This window comes from Chloroflexota bacterium, from assembly GCA_020850535.1.
Classification (GTDB): domain Bacteria; phylum Chloroflexota; class UBA6077; order UBA6077; family JACCZL01; genus JADZEM01.
In genome coordinates, this window is the sequence record JADZEM010000015.1 from 20,086 (window position 1) to 34,127 (window position 14,042).

The following is a 14,042-nucleotide window of genomic DNA, read 5'->3' on the forward strand; positions in this document are numbered from 1 at the left end:
CGGGAGCAGGCATGGCCATCAACATCGACGATCTTCGCAGGCTCGCGATGCGCCGCCTGCCGCGCGCCGTCTTCGACTTCGCGGACGGCGGGGCTGAGGACGAGCAGACCCTCCGTGCGAACCGGCGCGACTTTTCGAAGATCGTCTTCCGGCCACGTGTCCTGGTCGATGTCACCCACCGCGACCAGTCCACCACCATCCTCGGCCAGCCGGTCAGCTCGCCGCTGATCCTCGCGCCGACCGGTCTCGCCGGTATGCTCTGGCCGCGCGGCGAGATCGAGGCCGCGCGCGCCGCCACCCGGCGTGGGATCGTCTACACGCTCAGCACCCACGCTGCCTCGTCTATCGAGGAGGTCGCCGAATCCACCTCCGGGCCGCTCTGGTTTCAGCTCTACGTGCTGCGGGACCGTGACCTCGTCAAGCGGCTGGTGGAGCGGGCGAAGGCGGCCGGCTACCGCGCGCTGTGCCTGACCGTGGACGTGCCGATCCTCGGACAGCGCGAGCGCGACCTCCGCAACGGAGCGACCATCCCGCCGAAGATCACGGTCCGCAACGTCGTGGACGTGGTGCAGCGGGTCAACTGGCTGCGCGGCGTCCTGCTCGGCCCGAACATCACCTTCAAGAATTTCGTGGGGGCGAATGCCGGCCTCGGCAGCGACCCTGTTGCCCTGTGGTCGTTCGTGAGCAGACAGCACGATCCCTCGATCACCTGGGACGATCTGGCGTGGTTCCGCAGCCTCTGGCCGGGACCGATGGCCATCAAGGGCATCATGACGGCCGAGGACGCCCGCCGGGCCGTCTCGGAGGGTGTCGAGGGCATCATCGTCTCGAATCACGGTGGCCGTCAGCTCGACTCGCTGCCCTCGGCCATTGAGGTATTGCCGGAGATCGCCGACGCTGTGGGGAACCGCGCCGAGGTGATCCTCGACGGCGGCGTGCGGCGCGGCACCGACGTGGTCAAGGCGCTGGCGCTGGGAGCACGCGCCTGCATGGTCGGGCGTCCGATGCTGTACGGCCTCGCGAGCGGCGGGCAGGCCGGCGTTGAGCGCGCCGTGGAGATCCTCCAGACCGAGACGGACCGTGCGCTGGCCCTGATCGGGCGCCCGACGCTCGCAGACCTGGACCGGACGGCCGTTCGCCCGGCGATGGGGTACCGCTTCGACTAGCCGACCGCCTCAGGCACGCTTCGCAGCCTAACAGCTCAGGCGCAGCCGGCCGGTGACCGTCTTGCCGGCGACATCTACCTCAACTTCGCGGTCGTTCCCCGCTCGTACGGTGAGCGGCACCTGCGCGTCGATCTGCTCCATCGACCAGGACGTGACGCTCGCCTGCCGCCCGTCGATCCTCACCGAGCCCGACACCGACTTCTGGCTGCTGCCGAGCGCCTTGCCACGGATGGCCATCGACTGGCCACAGGTCGCGCTCGCCGGCAGGCTGATCTCGGCCGGCGGCAGGGTTGGGGTCGGCGTGGGAGCCGGCGTATCGGTCGGGTCGGGGCGCGGCGTCCGCGTGGGCGTCGCCGTCTTGACAGGGGTGGCCGTCCGCGTCGGCGTCGGATCGCGGTCAGCCTCGTTGTCGTTCTCGTTGCCGTTGTCGCTCTCAGCACGGCGAACCGGGGTATTGGTCGGCCGGCGGGTACTGGTTGGCCGTGCGTCATGGCCCGGCTGACCAGTAGAGCCGGCCTCGCTGCTGGTGACGGGCACAGGAGTCATCGTGATGGTAACCCCGGCATCCTCTGACGGCCCGACAGCGGGAACGTTGGCTTGCCACGGGTGCAGTGACGCGAACAGCACCGACGATTCCGGACCGGCCGTGGATGCCGGGTCATCGGCAGTGACGGCTCCTGCCGGCATGTCGTCGTCCACTACGTTCACAAGGGCCTGGGTGCAGGTGATAACCCCGCCATCGTCGCCCACGACGCCGAACGTGAACGTCTGCGTCCCAACCGTCTCCGGGATCACCGTCAGTTGCCAGACGAACCGATCGCCCAGACTCTCGGAAGGCGGCTCCTGTGGGCCGCTCGGCCCTGCCAGCAGCACCCGGCCGTGCGGAAAGCGCGAGACGGCGGCCACGGTCACCGGCTCGCCAGTCCGTGGCTCGGGCGGCGCAAGCAGCAGTTGTTCGTCGCCAAAGCAGGCAGTCGCGAGCGCGGTCCCCGGCGGCCGCGGCGACGCTCCGAGCAGCACGGCCACCACGATCGTCGCCGCGAGCAGGCGCAGGCCGGCCACCGCTGGCCGCCACCCATGCGCTCGCATCGCCCCGCACGCTCCCAAAATATGCTGAGTGTCGCCGGGCTGCGTTTTCGCGGCCCGACCACGCGCCTCCAGCATACCTGAGTGAACAGAAGCAGACAAGACCCGACAGAAGACGACGGGCCGTACACAACTGGGTGATGACGCTCTACAATGCGCCCGTGAGCGACGGGCAACACCTGTATCGACCAGCCGCCGTCATCCTGGCCATCCTGGCGTTAGGCACGCTCGGCTACATCGTGATCGAGGGTTGGGGGACGCTCGACGCGCTCTACATGACGGTCACCACGATGGCGACGGTCGGGTTCGGCGAGATTCATCCGCTGACCCAGCAAGGACGGGCGTTCACCATCGGCCTGATCGTCCTGGGGGTCGGCGGCGCGCTGTACTTGCTCACCACGATGATGCAGTTCGTGTTCGAGGGCCACCTCGGGCGCAACCTGGAGCGACGACGCATGGACCGGCGCATCGAGCATTTGCGCGACCACTTCATCCTCTGCGGCCTGGGGCGCGTGGGTCGGCAGGTGGCTCGCGACTTCGAGGATGCGAAAGTCCCGTTCGTGGTCATCGACAGCGATCAGGCGGCCATCGACAGCCTCGCCTCGTTGGGCTATCTATGGGTGCGCGGCGACGCCACCGACGACGATGTCCTCCGGCGGGCGGGCGTCGAGCGTGCCCGGGGCCTCGTCACCTGCGTCCAGAGCGACGCCGACAACATCTTCGTCACGCTCTCCGCGCGGGCGCTGCGCTCGGACCTCTTCATCGTGGCGCGGGGCAACAACGACGACGCCACCCCGAAGCTCAGGCGGGCCGGGGCTGACCGCGTCGTCTCGCCGTACAGCATCGGCGGGCGGCAGATGGCGATGCTCGCCACGCGCCCGGCCGCCGTCGAGTTCGTGGATCGTGTCCTCGGCCGGGCCGACATCGATCTGCTGCTGGAAGACGTGACCGTCCGCGAGGGGTCAATCCTCGTCGGCAAGACCGTGCGCGAGGTCGGCCAGGAAATCGCCCCGGGCATCACGATCCTGGCGATCCGCCGGCGCCTCCAGCTCGTGACGCAGCCACCGCCAGATGCGAAGGTCGGTGCCGGCGACGACCTCGTGGCCATCGGCACGAGCGCCCAGTTGGAGGCGCTGGAGGCCGTCTCGTAGTGCGTCGCTACAGGCCGGCGGTGCCCACCACCCGCATCTTGCCGTTGGCGATGTCGATGGTCCGGATCTTCACCGAACGGTCACCCAGGAGGTCGTCAACGCGCGTCTGGAGCGAGTCGGCGAGCGCGTTCCGTGCCTGCTCCGGCAGGTCGATGCCGCCGACGCTCGCCTGGCTGACCTTTACCAGGGGCCGACCGTTCCCGTCGGGCACGACTGTCCCGGCCGCCTGAAACGGCGCTTGCAGAAAGCCAGCCCTCGCGCCGCCGCCGACCTGGATCAGCCCGTCCCGCAGCTGGACGCTGACGGTCTGGACGGTGGCGTCCCCGAGCGGCGTCGAGCCGAGCGACTGGCCGACCAGCATCCCGTTGAGCTGCGACTCAAGCTGGCCCTCCGTCACCTCAACCGCCACGTCGAGCGGCGCGGGCGTCGGCGTCAGTGCAACCTTGGCCGGTGCCGTTGGAGCGGCCGGCGGCGCAGCCTGCGCGACGGTTGCCTGCGTCGCCACGATGGTCGGCTGACTGGTCACGACATCCACGGTCGCTTGACTGACGTCGAACAGCGCCCGTGCGCCAAGGCCGAGCACGACGCCCACCGCGAGCATCGCGCCGAGGACGGCTACGATCAAGACTCGTCGCATAGTGATGGTTCCTCTTGCAGAAAGAGTACCAGCCTGCTTGACCGGCGCCCTCGGTGAGCGGCATCCTCTCGGAAGACACGCCGACCGCTCACGCGGCCTACCCATGTACCGTGTACTACGCTTGCATGTGCATGCATCTCGGAACGTGGCCGCGCGGAGCTGTCGGCGCGAGCTCCCCCGCTCCCGACTCCTCGGCTCCAGTGCCCGATCCCGCGCCGAGGACCCCACGAGCGGAACTCTCGGCGTGGAGGTCTCACGGTATGACGGCGACGGGTGTCGAGCGGTTCCAGGAACTGCTCTCCAGGCGGGCGGCGAAGGGGCCGCGCCCGCCCCAGGGTCTGGCTCCGCACATCAAGTATCGGTTCGGCACGGGCAACCCCGATCCGGCCTCCTTTCCGTATGCCGGGCTGGCGCAGGCTGCCGCCGACGTGATGGAGACCGATGGCGCAAACGCGCTCTCCTACGGCGGCGTCTTCGGCTTTCAGGAGCTGCGCGAGTGGGTCTGTCACAAGCACAAGGTGTTCGAGAACCTCGCGATCTCGCCGGACAACGTCCTGATCACCAACGGCTCGGGCGACGCGCTCGGACTGGTCATCCAGACGTTCGTCGACGAGGGCGACCCGGTCATCACCGAGGCTCCAACCTTCTCGGCCACGCTCCAGACGTTGCGCCGCAACGGGGCCGACCTTCATGGCATCGAGGTCGATGCCGATGGCATGCGGACCGACCTGCTGGCCGACAAGCTCGAACAGTTGGCGAAGGCCGGCAAGCGCTGCAAGCTGATCTACACCATCGACAACTTCCAGAATCCGGCCGGCCCGACACTCACCCTGAAGCGCCGCCACGAGCTGCTGGCGCTGGCAAAGCAGTACGGCGTGATCGTGCTGGAGGACGACGCCTACGGTGAGCTGCGCTTCGAAGGCGAGCAGCTACCGTCGCTGTTCTCGCTGGACGACGCCGGGTTGGTCGCGCGCACCGGCACCCTCTCGAAGATTCTCGGGGCGGGCACCCGCGTCGGCTGGGTGATCGCGCAGCCGACGCTGATCCCGTACATGTCGGCGTTCAACTACGGCGGCGGCGTTGCGCCGTTCATGAGCCGCATCTGCCACGCCTACATGAAGAACAACCTGGAGACCCATGTCGAGGAGCTGCGCCGGGTCTACCGCGAGAAGCGCGACGCGATGATCGGCGAGCTGGAGAAGGGACTTGCCGGCCTGGACGCCTTCTGGCACAAGCCGGAGGGCGGCTTCTTCCTGTGGATCAGGCTGCCCACGGGCACCGATTCGAAGAAGCTGATGGAGCTTGCCAGCGCGGCAGCAGTCGGCTACGTTCCTGGGCCGGCCTTCATGCCCAACGGCGGCGGCGAGAACTACATTCGGCTGGCCTTCAGCCAGGAGTCGCCGGCGGAGCTGCGTGAGGGCACGCGCCTGATCTGCGAAGCGATCCGCCAGGCCCGCGGCTAGCACCGAGACCGGCAGCCCCGACGCCCTTCGCCAGCGCTGCGCGCGAAGGGCATCGGGGCGACTCGCGCCGGCAGCCCGGACCCCCTCCCGGAAAACTGCAACGCCTCACGCCCATCACTCGTTCTGTCCAGTGGCACAACTCTTGCTCGTGATGCGTCCGTAACGTATTCTGAGCGTGCGCTGCCCGAGTGTGAGCGACTTCCTCGCGGGCATGACACAACCGTGATGTTGTGCCGTGGGGAGGCCGTGGTGTCGGGCAGCGAGAATCAACGGCAGGCTACACTCAGCCTGATCGTGCCCGCGGTCATGCTGGCGGTGGTGAGCGGCTTGCTGCTCCTCGGCCTGCTGGCCGGCCCTGACCCAGTATCCGCGGCGCCCCGCGTCGAGCAGATCGCTGCCGCCGAGAGCGAGCAAGCGGACGTCGACGACGACGAGCTTGTCGCGCCCGTCGCGCTGCCGCCGACCGAAGCGCCGGTCGTCTCAGTCCCGGTTGCGGCCGCCGTTCGGACGCCAGCGCCGGCGACGCCAGCGACTCCGCCCCCCACGCCCACGCCGACCTGGAGCGGCCCGCCCACGTTCACGTTTGTCGCGCTGGGGGTCGATCAGCGAAACGACCGCGAGATCCCCCGCACCGACACCATCATGATCGGGCGAGTGGACCTGCGTGGCCCGTATGTGACGGTCGTCTCGGTCCCGCGCGATCTGCTGGTAGACATCCCGGGCTACGGCAAGGACCGCATCAACGCCGCCTACGTCTACGGCGAGCAGTTCAAGGAGCCGGGCGGCGGCATCGGGCTGCTGCAGCGCACGATCCAGAAGAGCTTCGGCATCCAGATCGACCACTTCGGGATTGTGGACTTCCAGTGCTTCCGCACGGCCGTCGATTCGGTCGGCGGGGTCACGGTGAACGTGCCCCGCGCCATCGTCGATCCGAAGTACCCGACCGAGGACTACGGCACCAAGATCGTCAAGTTCGATCCCGGTATCCAGGTGATGGACGGCGAGCGCGCCCTGGAGTACGCCCGCACGCGCTACGCCGACAACGATTTCCAGCGCATGCAGCGCCAGCAGTCGATCATCTCCGCCATGCGCGAGCAGATGCTCCAGGTGCGCTCGCTGCCGGCCATCCCGACGCTGCTCACCGGCTGCCGCAACATGCGGAGCGATCTCGGCTGGCGCGAGTACCTGAACCTCGCCACCAGCCTCCGCAGCCTGGACAGCAAGAGCGTCTCGTTTTCCGCCATCAACGAGACGATGGTCGTGGATTCGGTGCTGCCGAACGGCGCGGCGGTCCTGCTGCCCCGCTGGGAGGTCATCCGCCCGATGATCGGCGAGCGATTCGGGACCGTGAGCGGACCAGCCCGCCCCACTGCTCCGAACGGCAGTACCGTTCGGCCCGGCGCGTCGCCCCAGCCGAATGCCTCACCGACGCCGTTCACCTCGCCGGCCCCGTTCGCCTCGCCACTCCCGGCCGCGACGCCCCAGGCCGGCTCGGTGGCGGACAGCCCGAAGGACATCCTCCCAGGCGACGCGCTGACGCCGGCCGTTCCCAACGCCCGACGCACCTGACGCCGCCGGCTGGCTCTGACAGCAGGGCAATCGCATGTGCGCTGGTGTTCCCAACCTACCATCCAACGAGTGGTCGGGGACTGAAGTCCCCGACGAGGCCGCACGGCGTGCTCATCATGCAATCGCCCTGGCTCTGACAGACTCCGGCTGGCCCCGGACGGTGCTGCCGACCACAATATCCCGGGCGAGCCTCGCGACACGCGCGAGCAGGCGCATCGGCGGCTGGCCGGCCACGACCAGCGCCACTCTGCCCCCGGGAGCGCCGATGTCTACCAGCCAGCGACGACCGATCTCCGCCGAAGACCTTGCCGCGCTCGTGCTCATCGACAGCCCACGCCTGTCACCGGATGGCACGATCGTCACGTTCACCCGCACGACGACCGAGCTTGCCGAGCGCTGCTACCGCTCGGCCATCTGGAGCGTGCCGTACGACGGCGGCGAGCCGCGCCAACTGACCAGCGGCACCAGCCGCGAGCGCTCGGCGCGCTGGTCGCCAGACGGCCGCTGGCTCGCGTTCATCGCGGACCGCGACGGCGAGAAGGGCCAGCTCTACGTGCTGCCGACCGGCGGCGGCGAGGCCCGCGCCGTCACCAGCAAGCTCGCCGGCATCGGTGGCGTGGCCTGGAGTCCGGACAGCGCTCGGCTGGCGTTCACGGCGCGGGTGCGGCCGGCGGATCAGCCGTCGATCCTGAACAGCCCCGACACGCCCGTCTTCCGCGAGATCCGCCGCATCAAACACCGCTCGGACGGGACCGGCCTGCTCGACGGTCGGGCGCACCTGTTCGTGGTCGAACGCGATGGCGTGGCCGGGAGCGACGGCGCAGCGGCTTCCCAGATCACGGATGGCGACTGGGATGACAGCACGCCAGCCTGGTCGCCGGACGGCCGGAGCATCGCGTTCGCGTCGAACCGCTCCCCCGATCGCGATTGGAACGACGTGTCTGACATCTACGTCGTACCGGCCGCTGGCGGCGAGGCCCGGCTGCTGACGGACGGCGGCCATGCGTTGAGCGCGCCAGCCTTCTCGCCAGACGGTCAGACCGTCGCCTGCCTGGGTCGGACGCTCGACGCGCCGGCCGGCGCAAATGTCGACCTTTGGACCGTCCCGGCGGCGGGCGGCGCACCGCGCTGTCTCACGGCCGGCCTCGACATCTCCATCGGCAGCGACGTGCTGTCAGATGTGCGCGGCGGGCACCTCGTGCTGGCCCCGATCTGGACGCCGGACAGTCAGCATCTGCGGTTCCTGGTCTCGGAGCGTGGCAACGTCACCCTGCAAGAGATCGGCGTGGACGGCGGCTCGCTCCGGCAGATCGCCGGCGGCGACCGTGTGCTGCTCGACGCGGATGGCGACGGCGAGCGGATCGTCTTCGCCGCCAGCACGCCGACGAACCCGGGCGATCTCTACACGATCTCCGCAGACGGCAGCGCCGAGCGGCAGATCACCAGTCTGAATGACGACCTGCTGGCCTCACTGGCACTGTCGGAGCCGGAGCACCTGGAGTTCACTGGCGCGGACGGGCAGGCTGTTGAAGGGTGGTTCCTGCCCGGGCGCGGCGAAGGCCGGCGCCCGCTCGTGCTGGAGATCCACGGCGGGCCACACTCGCTCTACGGCAACGCCTTCTTCCACGAGTTCCAGTTGCTCGCTGCCGAGGGCTACCACGTCCTCTACACCAACCCACGCGGCAGCAAGGGGTACGGCGAGACGTTCTGCTCGGAGATCGCCGGAGCCTGGGGCGACCTCGACTATCGAGACCTGATGGCGGCGGTTGACCTGATCGTGCAGCGGCCGGATGTGGATGCATCGCGGCTCGGCGTGGCTGGCGGCAGCTACGGCGGCTACATGACGAACTGGATCATCGGACACACCGACCGCTTCAAGGCCGCCGTGACGATGCGCTGCCTCTCCAACTTCGTGTCGTTCTACGGCACCAGCGACATCGGACCGTGGTTCGGCGAGCGCGAACTTGAGGGGTCGCCACGCGATCGACTGATGCGCTACTGGGACCGCTCGCCGTTGGCGCACGTCGAGCAAGTGACCACGCCCGTGCTCATCCTGCACGGGGAACAGGATCTGCGCTGTCCCATCGAGCAGGCCGAGCAGTGGTTTGTCTCGCTGCGGCGGCTCGGCAAGACGGCCGAGTTCGTGCGCTTCCCCGACGAGAGCCACGACATGTCGCGGAGCGGTCGGCCGGACCGCCGTCAGGTGCGGCTGCAGCGGATCGTGGGCTGGTTCAAGGAGTATCTTGGGTCGTAGGTCGTAGGTCGTAGGTCGTGGGTCGTGGGTCGTGGGTCGTGGGTCGTGGAAAGGAACTGGCAAATAGACGATGCGGTTTTAGTGCATCATTGCGAGTTTCCATGTCATCCTGAGCGCAGCGAAGGATCTCACCCGCTGACCGTCTACGTGTGCGCCATCTGCCCACCATCAGCATCAACTTGCCCGCTGACGCGAACGTCGACGGTCAGCGGGTGACGCGGACGTTGACGGTCAGCGGGTGAGGTCCTTCGCTGCGCTCAGGATGACAACTGCGACTTGCATGCTTTCACCCACGACCTACGACCTATTCCCCTCGACCTACGACCTATTCCCCTCGACCTACGACGCTGGTGACGGAGGAAACCATGTGGCAACATCGGACGCCGGGGCGGCCCCGCGTCTTCGGTCATCGCGGCTCGATGGGCTACGCGCCCGAGAACACGTTCGCCTCGTTTGAGCTGGCCGTCCAGCAGGGCGTGGACGCCATCGAGCTGGACGTTCACCTGACCACGGATGGCGAGGTCGTCGTCATCCACGATGCGCTGCTCGACCGAACGGCCGGCGGCAGCGGCCTCGTCGGCGAGAAGACCCTGGCAGAGCTGCGGACGCTCGACGCCGGCGCGCACTTCGGGCCGCGGTTCGCCGGGCAGCGCATCCCGACGCTCGGCGAGGTGCTGGCCTGGGCGCGCGGCAAGGTCGTGCTCGACGTGGAGATCAAGGGCGGCCCGTGGCCGTATCCGGGTCTGGAAGAGAAGGTCGTCGGGCTGATCCGAGAACACGAGATGCAGGATCAGACCATCGTGATCTCGTTCGACCATCCGACGTCGGCGCGCGTCAAAGCGCTGGCGCCGGAGGTCGCGACCGGCACGCTCTGGAGCTGTCGGCCCATCGATCCGGTGGCGGTGGCGCAGGCGGCGGGCGCCAACGCGATCCTGCCATTCTGGGCCTACTGCGATCAGGAGACGGTTGACAGGGCGCACGCCGCCGGCCTGAGCGTCCATCCGTGGGCCACATCGGAGCCGCGCGTCGTCGAGCGCCTGATTGCGATGGGCGTGGACTCGATCTGCAGCAATCACCCCGACCTCGTTGTCGGCGCGCTGCAGCGCGCCGGCGGCTAGCGGGAGCGACGCAGGCCGGAAACGGGGTGCTGCCCCCCCTGCCTGACCGATTCAGCTAGGCAATCGCCCAGCGGGTCGGCAGGTAGGCCGAGGCGCGGCAGCGGCGGCGCACGGACTGCCAGCAGGAGCGGCAGAGGTACCCAAGCCCGTCGGGCGATGGCAGCGGCACGCGCTCCTCATGGCCCGTGCCGATGAAGATCTCGCACTCGCGGCACTTCACGGTCGAATGAAACTGACTGACCATCTGGGGGTGGTTTCGGATCAGGCGTTCGGCCATGTCAGGCGTTGCCTCCGACAAACCCGTGCAACAGGGCCACGGCACATGCCAGCCCGAGAACGATGACGGCCAGGTCAAGCATCGCCTACCTCCAATCACCACGAGTCAGCGTCATTGTCTCGCGGTTCCCCAGGGGTCACAATCGATTCGCGATCACAGTCCTGTCACAGCGAGGACTGCCGCCCGCCGACGACGAACATCTGGGCGACGGCGACCGAGAAACCGATCCCGAGCAAGACGAACCCGAACTCAACCATGCGCTGACGACTCCACCGACTGTGAGATCGCGGGCCACGTGTCTTCGTGGTGCGAGGATCGTACGTGTCGATGCATCACATCGCCGTCACGCGGGGCGTCAGAAGTCTCTCGGAGGAATAACAGCCGCGTGATCCGGCCGAGACTCCGCTGTGCCAACGGGCCAGCGTGCCGCCGCCTGCATGCGCCAACCCAGTCTGTCAGGTCTGCCCGTTTCGACCCCACTCGCGCCGGCCGGTTTCGCCAGGGCCGCCCAGGCGCCTGCCTATAATCGCAGCATGGCCGACACGAGCGGACGCGCCCTCTATCTCGTCTGGCGGCCCCGTCGCTTTGACGAGGTCGTCGGGCAGCCGCATGTGGTCCGTACCATCCGGAACGCCGTCAAGCACGGCACCATCGCCCACGCCTACCTGTTCTCCGGCCCGCGTGGCACCGGCAAGACGACGATGGCGCGGCTCCTCTACAAGGCCGTCAACTGCCTGCAGCCAGTGGACGGCGGCCCCTGCGAAACCTGCTCGATCTGCACCGACGCCAACGACGGCCGGGCGCTCGACCTCATCGAGATGGACGCCGCCTCGAACCGTGGCATCGACGACGTGCGCGACCTCCGCGAGAAGATCAACTATGCGCCGGCCGAGGCCCGCTACCGCGTCTACATCCTGGACGAAGCACACCAGTTGACCCAGGCGGCCTGGGACGCGCTTCTGAAGACGCTGGAGGAGCCGCCGCCCCACGCCATCCTGGTGCTGGCGACGACCGAGTCACACAAGGTGCCGGCGACGGTCCTCTCGCGCTGCCAGCGCTTCGACTTCCACCGCCACACGGCCGTCAACATCCGCGACCGCCTCGCGACCATCGCCCACGACGAGGGCATCGAGGTCGAGGGGGCCGTGCTCTCCTGGCTGGCCCGCGCGGCGCGCGGCGGCATGCGCGACGCCATCAGCCTGCTCGATCAGTTGCGCTCGTTCTGCGGCGACCGCATCGATGCCGACAGCGCCCGCGACGTGCTCGGGCTGGCCGGACTGGAGACGGTCCGCCCGTTCCTCGAAGCGATGCAGCAGGAACGGCCCGGCGACGCCCTCGAAGCGCTGAACGAGGCGCTCGACCGTGGCACCGACCTGCGCGTCTACCTCGGGGACACCCTCACCTACTTGCGCGCGCTGATGCTGCTCCGCTTCGGGGCCGTCGCGCCGTTGCGCGCGGAGCTGCCAGACGAAGAGGTGGCGTGGCTCGAGGAGTACGCCACGGCCTGGGACGCCGGCCGACTCCGTCAACTGGTGGGCGGCTTTGGGGAGGCGCTGGCGAAGCTGCGCGACCCGGCCCAACTGTTGATTCAGGTCGAGCTGGTGGTCCTGGGGGGCGGCAGCGCAGCCCACGAGCCGGCCGCGCGGTCTGGCAGCGCACCCCTCCCGACGATGCCGCCACGACCGACGCCGACGTTCACGCCCGCCCGGAGCGGCCGGCCGGCGCCCGGGCAGCCAGCAGGCAGTCCTGCGCCGCAGCCACGGGAAGACCTCACCCCCCAGCCGGCCGCGACGAACCTCACCCCACAGTCGGCCGCGAATCTCACGCCACAGCCGGCCGCGACGAACCTCACCCCACGGTCGGCCGCGAATCTCACGCCACAGCCGGCCACGAACCTCACCCCACAGCCCCCTCTCCGCGTCGGAGAGGGGGAGCAGTCGCCGCCGCCAGCGCCCGCGCATCCGATGGCCGCCAACAGCGCCGTCGCCCGCCCGCCCCTCACCGTGCCTCCCGTGCGGCCCGACGACGACGATCCGCTGCCGGACCTGGACGATCTCGATCCGTACTACGGCGGCGAGCAGCCAGCGCGGCGGCCGGCCACCAGCGCACCGCCTGCAGCACCGGCAACCGCCCCGCCGATGTCAGCGCCGGCAGCCAGCACACCGTCGCAGACGCCCGCGCCGGCCGCCCCCGCTCCGACGAAGGACGACGAGTCGCGGCGCTCGAAGTGGGACGGCATGGGCGTCGGCGGCGGCACCGTCCGTGCCCACTGGGAGACGGACGAGGACGACGCTGCCGAGGCGAAGCGGGTCGTCGTCGATGCGCCCCCGCCGCCGCCACCACCGATCCGCCGGCCAGCCAGTGCGCCCGGCGGGGCAGCCACGCCCGCCGCACCGGCGTCGGGAACGCCGACGCCGGCCGAGCCGGCCCTCGACTTCGCCGACCTGCGGAAGAGGTGGCCGACCATCCGCAACCAGATCTGGAGGAACGGCATTGAGCGCGCCCCGTTCCTCTCGGCCGAGCTGGTTGGGGTGGAAGGCCGCTGCCTGGTCGTTCAGGCGAGCAGCGGGGCCCTCAACTTCGTGGCGAAGGACGAGCAGAAGCGCGCGCTCCGAGGCCGGGTCATCGATCTGCTCGGGCGGGGCGCGGATATCCGCTTCGTCGACGACAAGACGCCCTACACGCCGCCACCCAGCTCGGCGGCGGCGGTCGTTCCGCCTGGACCCGCACTTCCCACGTCGGACCCGGTGATCCAGGCCGGTCTGCGGTTCTTCGGCGGGCCGATCGAGCGGCTGCCGGATGACTGACGCGAACCCTCTGTCCAGGCCGGCGCATCGCAAATCGGGCGCGCCTCTCGAAGCCCCTGGTATCATGAAGCGGTCACACGAAGGCAGCTTCCTCGAAGGAGAACTCGGTCATGATGGGTGGTAACCCGCGCGATTTGCAGCGGCAAATGGCGCAGATGCAGGCGAAGCTCGCCAAGATCCAGGAAGACCTGGGCTCCGAGACCGTCGAGGCGAGTGTTGGCGGCGGCGTCGTCACCATCACCATGACCGGGCATCAGGTCGTCGAGTCGGTCAAGATCGACGCCGAGATCGTCGATCCCGAAGATGTTGAGACGCTCCAGGATCTGATGGTCGCGGCGTTCAACGAGGCGCTCAAGAAGTCGCAGGAGCTGGCCTCGACACGGCTCGGCGCGCTGACCGGCGGGCTGAAGATCCCCGGGCTGATGTAGTCCAGCGGACGCCAGCGCCCCCCGCGCCGAGGCGTCCCTCCGCACAGTCACACGCGCCGGCCGCACCGAACCCGCGGCCGGCGGCT

Annotated in this window: 10 protein-coding genes and 1 pseudogene; 8 read left to right on the forward strand and 3 right to left on the reverse strand. The window is 69.1% G+C overall.

What is annotated here, in order from left to right; all coding sequences use genetic code 11:
- Positions 1-11 precede the first annotated feature (11 nt).
- Positions 12-1,166 carry an alpha-hydroxy-acid oxidizing protein gene (locus tag IT306_02550; protein MCC7367272.1) on the forward strand — a complete coding sequence of 385 codons (1,155 nt, stop codon included), beginning with the start codon at positions 12-14 and terminating at the stop codon, positions 1,164-1,166.
- A 288-nt stretch (positions 1,167-1,454) separates the two neighbouring features.
- Here IT306_02550 and IT306_02555 read toward each other — a convergent pair.
- A pseudogene (locus IT306_02555) lies at positions 1,455-1,556 on the reverse strand (energy transducer TonB).
- Between the two features lie 857 nt (positions 1,557-2,413).
- Here IT306_02555 and IT306_02560 point away from each other — a divergent pair.
- Complete coding sequence (locus IT306_02560; GenBank protein MCC7367273.1) at positions 2,414-3,403, forward strand: potassium channel protein; 990 nt, start codon at positions 2,414-2,416, stop codon at positions 3,401-3,403.
- A 7-nt stretch (positions 3,404-3,410) separates the two neighbouring features.
- Here IT306_02560 and IT306_02565 read toward each other — a convergent pair whose 3' ends face one another.
- Positions 3,411-4,040: a hypothetical protein gene (locus IT306_02565; GenBank protein ID MCC7367274.1), complete on the reverse strand. Its 630-nt coding sequence runs from the start codon at positions 4,038-4,040 to the stop codon at positions 3,411-3,413.
- Positions 4,041-4,300: 260 nt separating this feature from the next.
- Between IT306_02565 and IT306_02570 the strand changes: the two genes are divergently transcribed.
- The 4 genes from IT306_02570 (at position 4,301) to IT306_02585 (ending at position 10,444) form a co-directional block, all read left to right on the forward strand.
- A complete protein-coding gene (locus tag IT306_02570; protein ID MCC7367275.1) occupies positions 4,301-5,503 on the forward strand; it encodes a PLP-dependent aminotransferase family protein in 1,203 nt (400 codons plus the stop codon).
- Between the two features lie 249 nt (positions 5,504-5,752).
- Positions 5,753-7,072, forward strand: coding sequence for an LCP family protein (locus IT306_02575; GenBank protein MCC7367276.1), 1,320 nt, complete (start codon positions 5,753-5,755; stop codon positions 7,070-7,072).
- A gap of 265 nt (positions 7,073-7,337) precedes the next feature.
- Positions 7,338-9,326, forward strand: a complete 1,989-nt coding sequence (locus IT306_02580) for a S9 family peptidase (GenBank protein MCC7367277.1) — start codon at positions 7,338-7,340, stop codon at positions 9,324-9,326.
- A gap of 365 nt (positions 9,327-9,691) precedes the next feature.
- Complete coding sequence (locus IT306_02585; protein ID MCC7367278.1) at positions 9,692-10,444, forward strand: glycerophosphodiester phosphodiesterase; 753 nt, start codon at positions 9,692-9,694, stop codon at positions 10,442-10,444.
- Between the two features lie 55 nt (positions 10,445-10,499).
- Here the strand turns inward: IT306_02585 and IT306_02590 are convergent, their stop codons facing one another.
- Positions 10,500-10,721, reverse strand: a complete 222-nt coding sequence (locus IT306_02590; protein ID MCC7367279.1) for a hypothetical protein — start codon at positions 10,719-10,721, stop codon at positions 10,500-10,502.
- A gap of 533 nt (positions 10,722-11,254) precedes the next feature.
- On the opposite strand from IT306_02590, the gene dnaX reads away from it, so the two are divergent.
- Together dnaX and IT306_02600 are read left to right on the forward strand one after the other, a co-directional pair.
- The gene (dnaX, locus tag IT306_02595) at positions 11,255-13,528 is read left to right on the forward strand and encodes a DNA polymerase III subunit gamma/tau (protein ID MCC7367280.1); all 2,274 of its coding nucleotides are present in this window, start codon (positions 11,255-11,257) and stop codon (positions 13,526-13,528) included.
- Between the two features lie 110 nt (positions 13,529-13,638).
- Complete coding sequence (locus IT306_02600; GenBank protein MCC7367281.1) at positions 13,639-13,956, forward strand: YbaB/EbfC family nucleoid-associated protein; 318 nt, start codon at positions 13,639-13,641, stop codon at positions 13,954-13,956.
- Positions 13,957-14,042: the final 86 nt, after the last annotated feature.